This is a genomic window from Paenibacillus xylanexedens (assembly GCF_001908275.1).
Classification (GTDB): Bacteria; Bacillota; Bacilli; order Paenibacillales; family Paenibacillaceae; genus Paenibacillus; species Paenibacillus xylanexedens_A.
Window position 1 is genome coordinate 1,170,719 of record NZ_CP018620.1, and the last position, 16,114, is coordinate 1,186,832.

At 48.6% G+C, this 16,114-nt stretch carries 15 protein-coding genes; 8 read left to right on the forward strand and 7 right to left on the reverse strand.

Annotated elements, in window-relative coordinates; translation table 11 throughout:
• The first annotated feature begins 230 nt into the window (after window positions 1–230).
• From BS614_RS05330 to BS614_RS05355, 7 genes are all read left to right on the forward strand, one after another.
• Window positions 231–935: an AzlC family ABC transporter permease gene (locus BS614_RS05330; protein ID WP_036673217.1), complete on the forward strand. Its 705-nt coding sequence runs from the start codon at window positions 231–233 to the stop codon at window positions 933–935.
• Window positions 926–1,255, forward strand: coding sequence for an AzlD domain-containing protein (locus BS614_RS05335; RefSeq protein ID WP_074093153.1), 330 nt, complete (start codon window positions 926–928; stop codon window positions 1,253–1,255). The genes BS614_RS05330 and BS614_RS05335 overlap by 10 nt, the downstream gene beginning before the upstream one ends.
• A 133-nt stretch (window positions 1,256–1,388) precedes the next feature.
• Entirely contained in the window at window positions 1,389–2,045 is a 657-nt protein-coding gene (locus BS614_RS05340; protein WP_074093154.1) for an SGNH/GDSL hydrolase family protein, read from the forward strand.
• Window positions 2,046–2,409: 364 nt separating this feature from the next.
• A complete protein-coding gene (locus BS614_RS05345; protein WP_167544377.1) occupies window positions 2,410–4,335 on the forward strand; it encodes a heparinase II/III domain-containing protein in 1,926 nt (641 codons plus the stop codon).
• Window positions 4,328–5,455: a hypothetical protein gene (locus BS614_RS32075; protein WP_244898270.1), complete on the forward strand. Its 1,128-nt coding sequence runs from the start codon at window positions 4,328–4,330 to the stop codon at window positions 5,453–5,455. The genes BS614_RS05345 and BS614_RS32075 overlap by 8 nt, the downstream gene beginning before the upstream one ends.
• Complete coding sequence (locus tag BS614_RS32080) at window positions 5,452–6,282, forward strand: hypothetical protein (protein WP_244898271.1); 831 nt, start codon at window positions 5,452–5,454, stop codon at window positions 6,280–6,282. The genes BS614_RS32075 and BS614_RS32080 overlap by 4 nt, the downstream gene beginning before the upstream one ends.
• Before the next feature lie 189 nt (window positions 6,283–6,471).
• Window positions 6,472–7,608, forward strand: coding sequence for a glycoside hydrolase family 88 protein (locus tag BS614_RS05355; RefSeq protein ID WP_074093156.1), 1,137 nt, complete (start codon window positions 6,472–6,474; stop codon window positions 7,606–7,608).
• A 325-nt stretch (window positions 7,609–7,933) separates the two neighbouring features.
• On the opposite strand, the gene BS614_RS05360 is transcribed toward BS614_RS05355, so the two are convergent.
• Complete coding sequence (locus BS614_RS05360; RefSeq protein ID WP_036616541.1) at window positions 7,934–8,539, reverse strand: methyltransferase domain-containing protein; 606 nt, start codon at window positions 8,537–8,539, stop codon at window positions 7,934–7,936.
• A 208-nt stretch (window positions 8,540–8,747) separates the two neighbouring features.
• Here BS614_RS05360 and BS614_RS05365 point away from each other — a divergent pair, with 208 nt between their 5' ends.
• Window positions 8,748–11,123 carry an Ig-like domain-containing protein gene (locus BS614_RS05365; protein WP_244898272.1) on the forward strand — a complete coding sequence of 792 codons (2,376 nt, stop codon included), beginning with the start codon at window positions 8,748–8,750 and terminating at the stop codon, window positions 11,121–11,123.
• Window positions 11,124–11,281: 158 nt separating this feature from the next.
• On the opposite strand, the gene chrA is transcribed toward BS614_RS05365, so the two are convergent.
• From chrA to BS614_RS05395, 6 genes are all read right to left on the reverse strand, one after another.
• Window positions 11,282–11,827, reverse strand: a complete 546-nt coding sequence (chrA, locus tag BS614_RS05370; RefSeq protein ID WP_074093158.1) for a chromate efflux transporter ChrA — start codon at window positions 11,825–11,827, stop codon at window positions 11,282–11,284.
• 2 nt (window positions 11,828–11,829) lie between these two features.
• A complete protein-coding gene (gene chrB, locus BS614_RS05375) occupies window positions 11,830–12,417 on the reverse strand; it encodes a chromate efflux transporter ChrB (protein WP_074093159.1) in 588 nt (195 codons plus the stop codon).
• Between the two features lie 12 nt (window positions 12,418–12,429).
• Entirely contained in the window at window positions 12,430–12,924 is a 495-nt protein-coding gene (chrS, locus tag BS614_RS05380) for a chromate efflux transcriptional regulator ChrS (RefSeq protein WP_062837151.1), read from the reverse strand.
• Between the two features lie 267 nt (window positions 12,925–13,191).
• Complete coding sequence (locus BS614_RS05385; RefSeq protein ID WP_074093160.1) at window positions 13,192–14,307, reverse strand: PAS domain-containing sensor histidine kinase; 1,116 nt, start codon at window positions 14,305–14,307, stop codon at window positions 13,192–13,194.
• Complete coding sequence (locus BS614_RS05390; protein ID WP_017691068.1) at window positions 14,300–14,950, reverse strand: response regulator; 651 nt, start codon at window positions 14,948–14,950, stop codon at window positions 14,300–14,302. The genes BS614_RS05385 and BS614_RS05390 overlap by 8 nt, the downstream gene beginning before the upstream one ends.
• Window positions 14,951–15,071: 121 nt before the next feature.
• On the reverse strand, window positions 15,072–16,070 hold the full coding sequence (locus tag BS614_RS05395; RefSeq protein WP_074093161.1) for an ABC transporter substrate-binding protein: 999 nt from the start codon (window positions 16,068–16,070) through the stop codon (window positions 15,072–15,074).
• Window positions 16,071–16,114: the final 44 nt, after the last annotated feature.

Sequence of the window (16,114 nt, forward strand, 5' to 3'; positions counted from 1 at the left end):
TAGTGCACATCTTGTGGTATATTTCTGAATTAATGTGAAGTGAATTCTGCAAAATGTGAAATCCATAAGACATGTAACTGGTCATGTTGAATACACAAAGAAGTTGTTTTCATGAAGAGTGGACCTGGATGGATCTACATCCATATATATCGGTTTATGGGGACTGAGATTGGAGAGGGGTTGTAAGGCAGTTGGACCAAAGTACACTACAGATATCTGGACAGGAGAACATGGAAGAGGTCCAGGATCAAGCTACATTCATGCAGGGGGTCAAAGATTGTATCCCAACCCTGCTTGGTTATTTGAGTATTGGCTTTGCGGCGGGTGTTATTGAAATGACCGCAGGTCTGAGTCTGGCGGAAACGGCACTGCTCAGCCTGATTTTATATGCAGGATCGGCTCAGTTCATTGCAGCAGGCATGCTCGCATCGAATGGATCAGCAATAGCCATCATGTTCACCATATTTTTTGTGAATCTTCGTCATTTGCTGCTCAGTGCAGCTGTATCACCGTATTTTCGGCATCTGACCCCGCTTAAAAATATGTGGATTGGTTCACTGCTTACCGATGAGTCTTTCGGCGTTGCGATGACACGTGCAATTGGCAGAGAAAGGCTCAGTGAACGCTGGATGCACGGTCTGAATATTACCGCATATCTGAACTGGTTCGTGGCTAATATGGCGGGAGCGTACTTTGGACGCTGGATCACTAACCCGGAACGACTGGGTCTGGATTATGCCCTGCCAGCGATGTTTATTGGACTGGTTGTACTCCAGTTGGTGCATCGCAAAAACAAAAAAATACACATTAATGTGGCTATTATCGCCGTGGTCTGTGTAATCTTCGCCAGCATGGCTTCACTTGGCAGCATGAGTGTCATTGTGGCTGCGGTCATTGCGGCAACGATGGGAGTGTTCATGGAACGATGGAAGTAAGATGGGATGTATTCTGGATTATTATGGGTTCGGCGCTGTTAACATTTATCCCGCGTGTACTGCCACTGATGCTGTTCAGCAAGATACAGATTCCGATGTGGTTGTTACGCTGGCTGGAGTATGTACCCGTAGCGGTCATGGCAGCGCTGATTGGTCAGGAACTGTTCATGTCGGACAACCAGTTGGTGCCGATTACGCACAATGCAGCTCTGTGGGCCTCCCTGCCTACGATTGCAGTAGCCATCTGGACACGCAGTCTGCTTGGAACCGTAATGGTCGGTATTGTGGCTATGATGATACTGCGATATTGGATCGGATAATTGCTAGGAGAGTCATATGATGGCGACCCTCAGTGATGAAAACGCTATTTTCTATTGTAGCCGAAAGGGATAAAATGGAGACTGAGGTGTTCAGTGTTTCCATTTTGCACAAGAGGAAGGAACGATTTCAATCATGAGTACTAGTCCATCCGTTATATTGTTTCAGGGAGACTCGATTACAGATGGGGGAAGATCACGCAATGATGATCCGAATCATTTTCTCGGACACGGATATGCGTATCTGATCTCCAGCAAACTGGGTATGGAACTGGCGGGCAAGGATAAGACGTTCTATAACAGAGGTATCAGCGGGGATCGGGCATCCGATCTGTACGCACGCTGGAATGAGGATACAATTAGTCTAAAACCGGACCTGATCAGCATCCTGATCGGGGTTAATGATGCCTGGCGCACGATGAATGGTGAACCTAGCGGGGTAACCGATCGTTTCGGACGGGCGTATCGCCATTTGCTCGAAGAAACTCGGGAAGTAATGCCGGATACGGGGCTGATTTTGATGGAGCCGTTTATTCTGAGAACTGGAGCGACTGCGGAGAAATGGGAAGCCTGGGAAGAGTATGTCGGTCAATATCAGAAACTGGCCCAAGGTCTTGCTGAAGAATTTGGAGCTGTGTGGGTGTCATTGCAGCAGACATTTAATGACGCTCTGAAACAGGCGGATGCAGCGTACTGGTTATGGGATGGTGTACATCCAACCGCAGCAGGTCATGAGCTGATTGCACGCCAATGGTTGTCAGTTGTACAGAATTCTCCGCTTGCGATTGTGTAATAACAACAGCGGACAGTTGCGATATGGGCAGCAGCATTAAAGGTATTCAGGATTAGTTGAGGATATAAGATAGTTAAGAATATGAGATAACCATAAAAAGCCTGTGGTGACAGGCAGAATGTAACGGAGAACCTGACAAAGGTTCTTCGTTTTTTTTGTGTTGGGAAGGAGAAGGAAGTAACGTCGTGGAAGGGTTCTAATGGATAATTCTTCAAAAGTGTTATCATATCCGGTAAAATGAAATCGATTACATTATAATTTTGGTATGACAATCCATTAACGAAGAGTGGTGAATCCAGTGGAAGATTCCATTCACGAAGTCGAAAATGAAAATATAAACCAACGGAGAACTGAGAGCAGAGCATTGAGATCCTTAAGTGCCGACAGACTCTTGGAGAAGTTATCCCGGCCTGAATTGGCTACGTTATACACAGACTTGAAGGCTTACGGTGAACGTGCCTTGAATGAACCCATGCCTTCCTTGTCGTTCCGTCTATATCGACAGTTCAGCGATATGGGTGAGCGAAAAGCCTATGAAGAGGTTTATTTCGATCGAAGGGGCAGGCTGGCTGCTGTGGCGATGCTCGCATTAGACACAGCTAGGCCGGATGCACTGCAAGCGCTGGAAGAAATGTTGTGGGACGTGTGTGGTGAGTATACGTGGTGTTTACCCGCGCATCTGGGTACGGGAGAGGTCAACCAGGTGAATGGAAACATCGATCTGTTCGCCGCAGAGACAGTACATATGCTGGCCGAGATTGTGACCATTCACGCCGAGCGGCTGGATCGCCTTGTCATAGAACGGATCAGGTCTGAAGCAGAACGGCGAATCTTCATCCCGCTTTACCGGGAGCAACGGAAGTTCCACTGGCAGACAGCGGATCACAACTGGTCGGCAGTCTGTGGTGGCTGCTGTGGCATGGCTGCATTGTTGCTTTTGGAGGATGAGCTCACACTACAGAAATCGATCTCCCATACAGTCAGCTGTATGAACGCATTCTTGAGCGGATATGGCGAGGATGGCGGTTGTGCCGAAGGCATTGGATATTGGGTATATGGATTTGGTTATTTCACCTATTATGCCGAGATGCTTCGTGAGTACAGTGAGGGCGAACTAGATCTGCTGACGGGTTCCAAAATAACAGCTATCTCAGCCTTCCCGCTGCGAGTTCATCTGTCGGGCGGCACATATGTGAATTATTCGGACAGTGCCGAGCAGGAAGAGATCCCTTCCGGATTGCTTTCCCTGCTCGCATCCCGAGTTGGGTTGCAAGTGGATCTGCCTCTTCATATTCCACTGCTTACTGATGATCCCTGTCATCGCTGGGCTCATCTGTTGCGGAACGTGATGTGGAGCGATCCGGCAGTGTATGGCGATGAAGGTGCCTCTGGGCAGGCTGAACGAGGATTTATTTTTCGAAATCTGGGCTGGATGATTGCAAAAGGATCGCTCGATTCTCCGGATACAAAACGTACAAACGGCGCACCCCTTCATGTGGCTATTTCCATTAAAGGCGGGCATAACGATGAACCTCACAACCATAATGATCTGGGGCAGTTCGTTATCCATTGCGGTGGTGAGAATATTCTGTGTGATCCAGGAGCAGGGTTGTACAGCCAAGCGTATTTTGCACCAGGCAGAGAGCAGCTGTTCCACATCTCGTCATCCGGTCATAACGTTCCGCTCATTGAAGGCCAGGAGCAATGCTCCGGTCGGCAAGCGCAAGCCCATTTGTTAGAGGCAAAGCTGGCAGAGGGTGGCTGTGAGCTGGATACTACTTTGGATCTGACATCCGCATACTCTGAGGCTGCTTCTCTGGCTCGTTATACGCGCCAATTTCATTGGGAAATGTCTCCTGACGGTAGCAAAGATAGAGCAGAATTGCGTCTGATTGACCGTTTTCAATGGAAGAGCAGGAGTATGTCTTCAGCTGAACGATCATCTTCGGTGGACGATTCAGATGCAGGATGTTCGAGCGTAGTGGAGCGATGGATGAGCGGAGTGCAACCTGAGGTGGTGAAGAGCGGTAATCTTCGCTGGCAAGGCATACATGGAACGGTCCATATGACGTATGATGCGAACCAGTGGCAGGTCTTTACGGAGGTTATGAACACAGTTGATCATGATAATGTACCAGTCACATTCTATCGAACGTCACTATCATGGACAGGTGCAATTGATGAGACGGATGTTCGGACAGAACGCCCTAATTCGCTTGAAACGGTATGTGAGGTACGCTTCATCATTGAACCGAAAATGGGAGAAATCGAGGTGAGCATGCGTGAGTAAATATACATCTGCGTCCACATATCCATGGAAAGATGAACTCGAACGTTACCGTTCATTGGCAGAGCAAGCGGGCCCTCCTCCGGCAGACGGCTGGAATAGGGAGCGCAAGTTGGCACTTGTTGAGAGTGTTGTTCGCGCTTACACACCATATCAGGACAGCCAGGGTGCAATTATCGACCCGTTCTCGGGTGTGGAGAGATATTATTCTACACCGGCCTATGCGATGGCTGCGGCAGTTCTGGTTGATGCAGGGCGTACAGATTTGCTCCAATCGGCAGCAATAGCCCTGTCACAGAGCATTGATGCCGTGGTCAATGGTAGCGCACCTGACAATCACCCTGATTTTTTTCCGGTGCTCATGATGAAAGCTTATATTTTGTTGAAGTCACATCTGCCTGAACATGCACAGATCTGGGCTGAGGCACTCAAGACAATCAGTCCTGAACAAGATTATGTATTTACGATGAGCAAGATAAACAATCCCAATCGCATGATTAACTGGAACGCCATTATGATCTCTGGCGAATATCTGCGGTGGCATGAACAGCTGGCGAATGAGGGTACTGCGTGGATGGATCGATATCTGGAAGCCTATCATCTACCCCGGTTTACGGCCCTTGGCTTGTATCAGGATGGACCGCTGGACCGTCCAAATTGTCCATTTTCCTATGATATAGCCACCCGTTATCACCTTGGGGTGATGCTTGAAGCTGGTTACGAGGGAACCACTGCCGATACGTTACGTGAGCAGCTGCGCCATGGTGCCTTCAGCTCGTTACTGACGCTCTCGCCGCTAGGTGAGATTCCACCGCGTGGTCGCAGCTCCCAGCATCAGTGGAATGAAGCGGCGGCGGCTTATGTATGCTCCACACATGTAACGCAGGCTCTGAAGGCGGGAGATCGGGTGATGGCGGGTGCTTTTGCACGTGCGACCAATCGGTGTTTTGCTGCTGTTGAGCGCTGGAAGATGGAAGATGGACGCTTGAAAAAATTGTGCGCAATGAATACGCGCCAGAAGATCGGCACGGGTACGAGATATATACCAACCACACCTGTTACAACCTGTGGACGGCAGCAGCGCTTGCTCACGCTTGTCTCAGTGATCCGGGAGACGATGTGAGCGAAGTATACCTTCCTTCCGAGTTAGGCAGCAGGGTTTTGCAGACCGATGGGTGGTTTGAAACTGTGATTGCTTCCATACCTGGTCAGCAACTGGTATTACACACGGCGATGAATGATCCGTATACGATCCCTGGTTTGGTACGGATTCAGCAGACGGGGTTACCTGGTCTGATTGGTCCGTCCGCCGCCAGCCATGTGCAGGCCGGATTCACGGAATTTGCCGAAGGGGTGGTTCGTCCGCTCAGTTACTGTCCTGCCTGGAAGACACCAGATGGGGTATGGCACAGTCTTGCAGAGGGGATTCCATCCGGTGGTGCATATGATCGGGATGTTGGATTAGACCCTGCTCAGGGAGGTGGTTCCATTGTGTATGAGAAGGTGGACCATGATACACGGAACCAAGTGGAGCAGCATCTGGCGGAAAGAGCGGCAGAAGATGGCGTGAACGCCTTGGAGAATGCTTTTGCCGTGACATGGGTCGGTCCATTACCCGGAATTAAAACATTGCGTACTCATTACGTACAACAGGCGGATGTGCTGACTATAACGTATGAATTCGAAGGAGAGATCGCGGCAGCAGGGGCACTCATTCCATTAATGTTCCATGATGGCCGTGAACAGGCGGTAATTACCCATACGGATCATAACGTACGAACGGAGTATCGGGGGGCCTATGTAGAATCTACAGCGCTGGATCAGGAAGCCATAATTCATCTGGAGGAGCAAGCCGTGGCTTCACGTAATGGGTTACTGAAGGAAGCCCGGATTGAAGTGAACGGAGCACGTAGGTTGTCATTTGCGATCCGATTGGGCGAGTTTAACTGAAGATGTTCAGGTTGAGGATCATTAGATCTCGAAACAGTTCGAAGCATAGTTAAAGTGTTATTCGTGGATGATTAGTGATATTTATCGGATAGATATCGCAGTTACGGCATACGACGCTATAGATAAGTTGAGGATGAGCTGGAGCATCAAGCATAGATGTCCGGTATTGAGTCGAGGAGGGATATGTTCATGAACACATCAACGTCGGTAAAATGGCTCGAGGAAGCGTGGCAACAGGGCGCTGCCAAGACAATTCGGAATGCAAAGCGGATCAAGGATACTTTTCCGCACATTGCTCCGCAGGGGACGTATGATCGAAATGATCCGGAATGGTGGACAGCAGGTTTCTGGCCTGGATTGTTATGGCTGGTCTATGGGGATGCGCCGGAAAGTGAAGCGGCGGCTCCGCTGCATCGCATTGCCGAAAGCTGTGAGCGGCAACTGGAGGGTTGTCTGCGTGATCCCGAATCGGTGGATCACGATCTGGGGTTCATCTGGCTGCTTAGTGGCGTAGCCAACTACCGCCAGACGGGTAGCATGGATGGACGGCGGCGCGGAATGCTTGCCGCCAATCTGCTCGCTGCCCGGTTCCACGTGCGCGGTGAGTTCATCCGCGCCTGGAACTTCAGCTCGTCAGCAATGGATACGCGCGGCGTAGCCATCATTGACAGCATGATGAACCTGCCGCTGCTCTACTGGGCATCCGAGCAGAGCGGCGACCCTCGCTTCCGCTGGCTGGCGGAAGCGCATGCGGACACCGTGGCGCGCGAATTCATCCGCGCTGACGGGTCCATCTGCCACGTGGTGGAGTTTGATCCACACACGGGGCAGATGCTGCGAGAGCATGGCGGACAGGGCCATGCTCCAGGTTCCGCCTGGGCGCGGGGGACCGCCTGGGCGTTGCACGGGTTTGCGCTGTCTTTCCGGTATACGGGCGAAGCCCGATATCTGGAGACAGCGGAGCGTGCGGCCGATTTCTTCCTCGCCATGCTTGGCGAAGAGATCGTGCCGGTGTGGGATTTCCGCGCACCTGCGGAGCATCAGGTGGCGTGGGACTCGTCCGCTGCGGCGATTGCCGCGAGCGGGTTGCTAGAGCTGGCGAAGCTGTCGCCGCGCGGGGAAACCTATGCTGCCGCGGGAGAGCGTATCGTCCGCGGCTTGCATGAGCAATATAGCTCCGGCGACTCGGCAGCGGAAGAAGGTCTGATCATGCAGGGAACGGTGCATTACCCGGAAGGGCGAGGGTTGAATGTGCCGATTATATACGGCGATTATTTCTATATGGAAGCGCTGGCGAAGCTGCGTGGACATGCGGGGTTATTTTAAAAGAAGAATTGAGAACTACGGGCTGGAAGAACTGAAGGGGAGAACGGATTAGTAAGATCGTGGTGTTATGAGCCTTCGAGTTGTTAGCAAACCATCATCACCTGTTCGCATAAGGCTGTCTCCAGTATTAGGAACGCTATTCCCTCTACTGGAGACGGAGTATACCTAAGCTTGAGCTTTGAATAGACAAATCAAGGTGAGCGGACAGGCGGATGGTGTACATAATCGAAGGAAGACAAAAGAAGTATCTGGCCTATAAATATCTCATTCTTACGGATCCAGTTGGGGTGCAGACTTAGTTATGCTCTACTGAAAAAATCGCTTTTCACTTCGAAGGTGTACGTCTCAGGATGACAAAGTCGGCAGAAGATTGATCTGGATAGCGCTGCGGAATAATCTCATGAACTTTGAAATCAGGGTAGTCGAAGAGATATTCGAACAGATTACGGTCCTGGATTGTATCAATCCCCGGGTTGCCGTTTTCTTTCAAACGGGTGTAAAGCACCACCCATGCTGTTGAGGAGTGCAGAATATCATAGAGGGTATTACGAAAATCTGTTTCATCCGTGATGTGATATAACACATCCAGACAGACCGTCAGATCGGCTTGCAGGAAACCTCGGTTAATCCATAGTCCTGGTGTATACAGCATGAAACTCTTGGACGAATCCTTGGCAAATTGGGAAGCACAACGCTTTACTGAAGAAGCCGCTACATCCACGCCCAGGTAGTCCTCATAATTCATGTATTGCAACTGGTTGCCATCCCCACATCCAAACTCAATGACACGATGAATCCCTTCACGTTGAATCAGTCCGTTCACGACCTCGGCCTTGAATTCAGCCAAAACCCCGTATGAACCCCTCCCGGAAGTTTCACCCGAACGATATGTTTCCTCCCAATACCCGATGTAATCAAAAGGCTGATGCATTATGTTTCCTCCAATCCTGTTAAAAGAAGTTCAAGACTGCCAATATACATAGGTATGCGCAATATTCGCAGGTATGATCGGTTGAAACAGGAATAGAAGATAAATTAATTTCCATAGAATTCCCTGAAAATTTCCTGAAAGTCTAAACATCTGGAAAGAACTTGCCGACATAAAACATAAGGAAAAAAATGATGATAATCGGGGGGAAATGATGTTAAAGCCAAGATTGACCAAGTACATGGTGATGATGCTGGTGTTGATGCTGAGTATTTCCAACGTAGGCTTGGCCGCTGCGGCAGATAAAGAACTGTCCAAAATTGTGGTTTCCAAGAATGAGATGTCGCTCGAAGTTGGTGATTCTGGGTCTGTTACGGTGACAGGGGTATATTCAGACAATACCTCGGCTAATGTAACGATTAGTACAACCTGGAGTAGCGAAGATACTTCGATAGCAACTGTATATAATGGTGCAATCACGGCCAAAAAAGAAGGTAAAGCGACGATTACGGCAGCTTACCAGGGTCAGAGTCAGACTGTTCAAGTGAAAGTAACGAAGAAGGTCAAAGCCCTTTCGAAAAACGTGCAAAGTCTGGATTTGCGCACGGGAGATACAAAAGAAATTATTTTGACAGCAACGTATAGTGACAATGAAACAAATAATGCAGCAGCAAATACTGCAGAATGGTCTACCAGTGATGAGAAGGTTGCTACCGTTGTGAATGGTAAAGTAACTGGACAAAGCGCGGGTACGGCCGTTATCACAGCCAAAGTTGGCAGCCAAAGCGTGACGGTGGATGTTAACGTTGAAGTGGTTAAACGTGTAGATGTAGATAAACAGCAAGTTAACCTGTTGTTGAACAAAAGTGAAAGTGTGAAAGTGACGGCTACGTATCCAGATGGCACAACCAAAGATGTAACGGATCTGGCGGAGTGGACATCCAGCAACGAGAAGGTCGCAGACGTTCTTAAAGGCGAAATTACAGGATACTCGGCAGGTTCTGCCAAGATCACAGCCAAATACGGTACGAAATCAGTATCCGTTGACGTGGATGTGGATCTGACGAGCAAACTGAGTGTGGTGAAACAAAGTATTTTCTTCCGTTTGAGTGATACAACCAAAACGGCTAATGTCGTTGTAACGGCTTCTTATCCAAACAGCAGCGATGTGAATGTAACGGATCAGGCAACATGGACATCTAGCAACGAGAAGGTTGCAACGGTGTTTAAGGGACAGATCACAGCCATTAGCGCAGGTTCAACAACGATCAAAGCAACCTATAGTGGAAAAACTGTAGAAATTGCTGTAGATGTAGATACGGCAAGATATCTGGATATCAAAGATGTAAATGACAAACTCGCCATGAGTGTTACTGGTGATAACAAGTCTAAAACATTGGTAGCCAATGCCGAATATATTGATGCCAGTACAGAAAATGTAACTTCCAAAGCAACATGGACTTCAAGCAATGCAGATGTTGTATATGTATCGAACGGCGATCTGATTGCATACAAATCCGGTACGGCTACGATCACTGTAGCTTATGGCGGTAAAACGGTTAAATTCACAGTGAATGTAGACGTAGCAGACAAGTATGAAATGGATAAGAAAAAAGCATCAGTAGCTGTTGGTGGAACGACTTCTGCCAAAGTACTGGCGTTGTATGGTGAAACATCCAAAGATGTATCCGAAGATGCAACCTGGAGCAGCAGCAGCGACAAAATCGCTGAGGTAGATAGCAAAGGGGTTATCACAGGTGTTGCTACAGGTAAAGTAACCATTACCGCGAAGATTGAAGGCAAAACACTGACTCTGCCTGTTGAAGTAGGTATGGCTAGTGGACTGGAAGCAGATGTGAACTTCGTTGTTCTGTCTGCCAAAGAAACTCAGACGATCCTTCTAACAGGTACGGATGAGGACGGCAACACATTGGATGTTACATCCGAAGCAACCTGGAAATCCAGCAATGCACGTGTAGCGGATGTGAAAAAAGGCGTGATCACAGGTAACAGCAGTGGTAAAGCCAACATCACAGCAGAATACGGCTCCAAAAAAGTGACGATCCAAGTTGAAGTGGATGTCATCACACGTATTGAAGCTTCCGAGCCGGTTCTTTCCCTGAAATCAGGCGATACAGCTGATCTGACGGTAACTGCCTTCTTGAGCGACGGTAGCGAGCGTGATGTTTCTGACAAGGCTGAATGGAAAACGAACAGCTACAAAGTAGCTCAAGTGACCAAAGGTAAAGTCAAAGCTACAGGTTCAGGTAAAGCCAAAATTACTGCAAAATACGGTAGCAAGTCTGTAACGATTGCTGTAGATGTGGATACACTGAAATATTTGCAGACGGATAAAGTAACGTTGACCATGAAACCAGGTGAAAAGGTAACCGTGGCTGCAACTGCAACGTATGCCGATGGCAGTGAAGCTAATGTATCCAAACCGGCTCTCTGGAAATCTTCCCGTATTGCAACAGCATCGGTGAAAGATGGAATCATTCAGGCGAACGGCAAAGGTAAAGCAACGATTACGGTGACATTTGCAGGTGTGAAAACCAAAGTAACGGTAGTGGTTGAAGCGAAGTAATTGCTTTTCCAAATGTGAGCGTGAAACGCGCAAATAAAAACGGTGATGCCAGCTAATAGCTGGTATCACCGTTTTTGGTCTATAAACTAGAACGTGTCTTCAAGCGCTAACGAATCTGAAACGTCTTATTCAGGGATCGTTCCCTGTATGTTCTATAACTACATCGTGTGAGACAGTACCAGCGCACCATAGGCAAAAGCGATCACGATCAGAATGGCCGGATGCAGCTTGGTCTTGGTCATGACCCAGAGCGAGATGCCTGCAATGATCAATGTCTGCCAGATGCCGATGGAATCAGTGGATAGCTGCCCGAATTCCCATGTGAGCAGAATCATGAGTACAGCGATAACCGGCTGCACGAGTAGGGTCATACCTTTGACTTTTGGTGACGTGCGATGTTTGTTCAACAGACGAAGTAATAAAATTAATGCGGTTGCGGAAGGTACGATCGTGGCAAAACTTGCGATAAATGCCCCAAACCAGTCTGCCACGTGATACCCGACAAATGCAGCGATTTTGGTTGCAATTGGGCCGGGAAGAGCATTACCAATCGCCAGTACATCCCCGAATTGCTCCGTGGTCATCCATTGATAATGGTTCACAATCTCTTCCTGCATGAGCGGAATGGATGCCGGGCCGCCCCCATATCCCAAGATGTTTGCTACGAAAAATCCCCAAAATAATTCCCACCATGTCTGGAGCATCCTTAGGACACCCCCTTATCGGACTTGCCTTTGGATTTGAAGCGCTGGACTAGCTCCAGATGGAAGACACCATATCCAAGGAAAACCGCGATCACAATCCCCGGATGGATATCCAGCAGCTGCAATAGTACAAAGGCAATTACGCCGAATAGGGCGGCAAAAACTTTACCGAGTCCCTTCCAGGCTTTCATGGCAAATTCATAAGCCATCATGCCCAGCATGACAAAAATGACCGGCCTTACGGCGGCTACCATGCCTGCGACCACTTTCGACTCGCGTAGCGCGTACATGGAACCGAGCAGAGCAATAATGGCGATACTTGTCGGCAGAATATGAGCGAGTACGGACACTATCGCGCCGAGCACGCCTTTGGTTTTATAACCAAGATATGCGGCCATCTTGGTCGCGATGGGACCCGGCAAGGCGTTGGCGATAGCCAAAATCTCGCCGAACTCCTCATCACTGACCCATTTGTAACGCGTGACGGCTTCGTAACGGATTAACGGGATCACCGAAGGGCCACCGCCATATCCGAGAATTCCGGTCCGTACCATTCCGATCACGAGACCGTTGTAATCTTTCCAACCCATGCTGATTTCCTCCTAGAGTCTCATGCCCATCCGGCTTTTATAACGTTTCAACAATAGCTGTGATTCCACTTTGACGATACCCGGCATCTTATAGAGCTTCTCCAGCAAGAACTGCTCCATCTCTTCCATATCCGCAAAAATACCGTGCATGTGCAGGGTACTCGGGCCTGTCATATGATAAAGGCTGGTGACGGCTGGCTCTTCATCCAGTTTCTCAGCGACTTCATCCAGGAAAGGCGGTTCGACATCGACATTGAAAAAAGCCGAGACTTGAAGCCCAACCTTGCCAGGGTTGATCACCACGGTGAAACGTTCGATGATTCCTTTTTCGGATAACGCATTAATGCGCGCCTGAACAGCTACACGCGACAACCCAATCTGTGTACCCAGGTCCGTGTAGGATATCCGGCTGTTCTTGTGAAGCGCGGCGATGATTTTGCGATCCATCTCGTCCAGATTGTACATTTGAGGAATTTCCCCACCCTTGGAGGAGCGTTTCTCTGACATGTTGACCATCCCTTTCTCTCGCTATATGAAATGAACAATGAAATTTTACTAAACATACAATGTGTATGTGGCATTCATAGTTTAATGACGAATCGTAACTGGAGTCAATCTATTTATCTTGATTATTGAATTTAACCGATTTTGAGCCTTCATTTTGTCATTTTGACCAATCGGAAATAAAAAAGACCACTCGCACAGTCCAATAGCGAGCAGCCGGTTAATAGGTAGCTGAAGTGAAGCGAAGAGCACGATACGAAGCATGTCCGGTTATACTTGGGCTGTCTTGGGCAGTAAAAGGGTAACTGTCGTGCCTTCGCCAGGCTCGGAAGAAACTCTCAACGTTCCTCCTGCACCACGGGCACGCTCTTCCATACTGAACAATCCAACGCCATTGCCAGCAGTTGCTTCGCTGAATCCGGCACCCTGGTCTTCAATAATAACCATCGTCATGTCCTCAGCGTCTTCTATAGTAACACGTGCCTCGGCAACATCGGCATACTTCGCGACATTCGTTAAGGCTTCCTGAATAATTCGGTAGATGGCTATCTCCCGGTTCATCTCCAGTCGTTTGCGCAAATTACATTCCAGATCAACTTCGATCCCGTAGTGACGGGTGTAATTCTCGATATACGTACGAATCGCCGGAACAACACCCAGGTCATCCAGAACGGACGGTCTCAGCTCCCATGCCATACCACGTACATCTTCCATAATACCCGTGACCTGCTTACGAAGTGCTTCAACCCCGGGTTGAGGCTGGTCTGCCAGCAGTCGGTCCATCTGAATCACCAGAGAGAAGAGACTCTGTCCAATCCCGTCATGCAGTTCACGCGAGATCCGGCGTCGTTCCTCTTCCTGAATGTTCATCACTTGGGACATCATCTTTTGCAATTCGGCTTCGACGGATTTCAGCTTGGTGACCTCGCTGCGTACAGCCAGGTATTGATATGGCTCCCCGTCGTTATCAAGGAAAGGCACGATAGTGGTGTTGACCCAATAATGACTGCCATCTCTGGCACGATTGAGAATTTCCCCGTTCCATACCTTACCTGAGGATATCGTGTCCCACAGGTTTTTCATAAAGCTTTTGCCATGGTATCCGGAATTAATGATTCGATGATCCTTACCGATCAGTTCCTCGCGCTCATACTGCGAGATTTCACAGAATTTATCATTCACATACTGGATCTTACCCTTGCGGTCTGTCAGGGCTACAATAGAGGATTCATCCAAGGCAAATTTCAGATTACTCAGTTGATGCAGGGAACCCTTCAACCTGCTGCGAAATTCATTATCCGTAATGTGATTATCGATTTCGTTCAGCAGGAGGCGTACGGGCTGGTCTGCGAGTCCACTTAATCTGTTCTTGCGTGCACTACTCAAAGTTCAGCAACCCCTTTTTCATGGCGAACTTCACCAGTTCCGGTCGTGTACGCAGGCCAAGTTTCTCCATCAGATTGCTTTTGTGGGATTCGACCGTTTTGACACTGATGATTAGATGTTCGGCGATTTCCTTGTTGGCATAACCCTTGGCAATCCAGGACAAAATCTCTTTCTCCCGCTCGGATAACGTGTCATACGGTCCGGCGTTTTCCTGTTTGGCTTTGTCCAGGTATTCACTCATCAGCCGCTTGGTCGCACTGGGGTACAGATAGGCGCTACCCTCTGCTACGGAACGAATCGCAGCAAGCAATTCTTCATGCGGCGCACTTTTGAGTATATATCCGGATGCTCCCGCGTGGATGGCGCGGAACAGATATTCTTCATCGTCATGCATAGTTAGTATCAAAATGGAGACATCTGGCATCAATTTCTTCAATTCAGCGGTAGCGGTCAGACCGTCTTTGCCTGGCGGCATGCTGAAATCCATCAAGACCACATCTGGCTTCAACTCTTGAGCCTTGGCAATGGCTTCATCGCCATCTGCGGCATCTCCAACGATATGTATATCATTCTTTCCTTCAAGTAAGGCGATCAGCCCGGAACGCACGACAACATGGTCGTCTACAACTAATAGTTGAATCACATGATTTCCCCCTGTCCGCTTCCTTAGTTCTATCTATATCATAACAAAAAAAGAAGCCATTCAGAGCTTTAATCTCCGAATAGCTTCTCTTACTCAACGTGTGGGATAGAAACATTGAACCTTAATGTTCTGTTTGGCCGAAACGTTCCTGAATCATATTGGCAATTTCCTGGACCTGTGCCTCCACGGCAAGAGGATCATATGGCCAGAACCGTTCCCCATCCAGCTTGAACACTCGATTGTTCTTCACGGCGTCCAACGATGACCAGACGGGTGATGTTTCATCCAGCGAACCACCATTGGATAAATCCAGGAAAAGATAATCACCTGCATAATCTGCCAGTTTCTCCTCGGATACAGTTACAGTATCTTTATCCTGATCAATCAGTTCCTTTTGCACAATGTCTGGTGCTTTCAGTCCGAGCTGTTGGTAGATGGCTTGTCCACCGCGGTTGACACCATCTCCGTTGATGTACCAATCCTTACCAAAGAGACTGAAGTTGGAGAAGGTCGTACCTTCCTTGACCAGCCCTTGAATGGAGTCCTTGGCTGACTTCACTTTTACTTCGAATTGGGACAACCAGTCTTCGGCTTCCTTTTGTTTGTTTAGGATATTTCCAAAAGCAGTGATTTCCTCATGTACATTGTCGTATGTACCATAAGGGATGATGAGGGTTGGTGCGATTTTGCGATATTGCTCATTCAGCTTCTCATCTCCACCTACAGTGACGATCAGGTCGGGCTCAAGTGAAAGAATTTTTTCCACTGAACCGCCGTCGATACGACCAATGTCTGCTACGCCTTCAACCAGATCAAGCACATAAGGGCTTTCCAGCTCATAATCCGGTGCGCCTACTGGTTTGATACCAAGTGCGAGAAAATCAGCGAGGTAGCCCTGTGTCACAATCCGCTGTGGGTTCACGGGTATTTCAACGTCTCCATTAACGGTGGATATGACCTGCGTTTTTGCGGCGCTGTCTGCCGGTTGTTCTTCTGTAGCAACAGGTGAGGAAGGTTTATTTTTTGTGGTTTCTTCCACTTGGCTTGAGCAGCCAATAATTCCAATCACCAGTACCAGGAACATAAGCCCAGTCCACCATTTTGATTTAACCCCTGTCATTCTGCTTCTCCCCAATCAATAATGATTATCTTTCTCAATAAAAC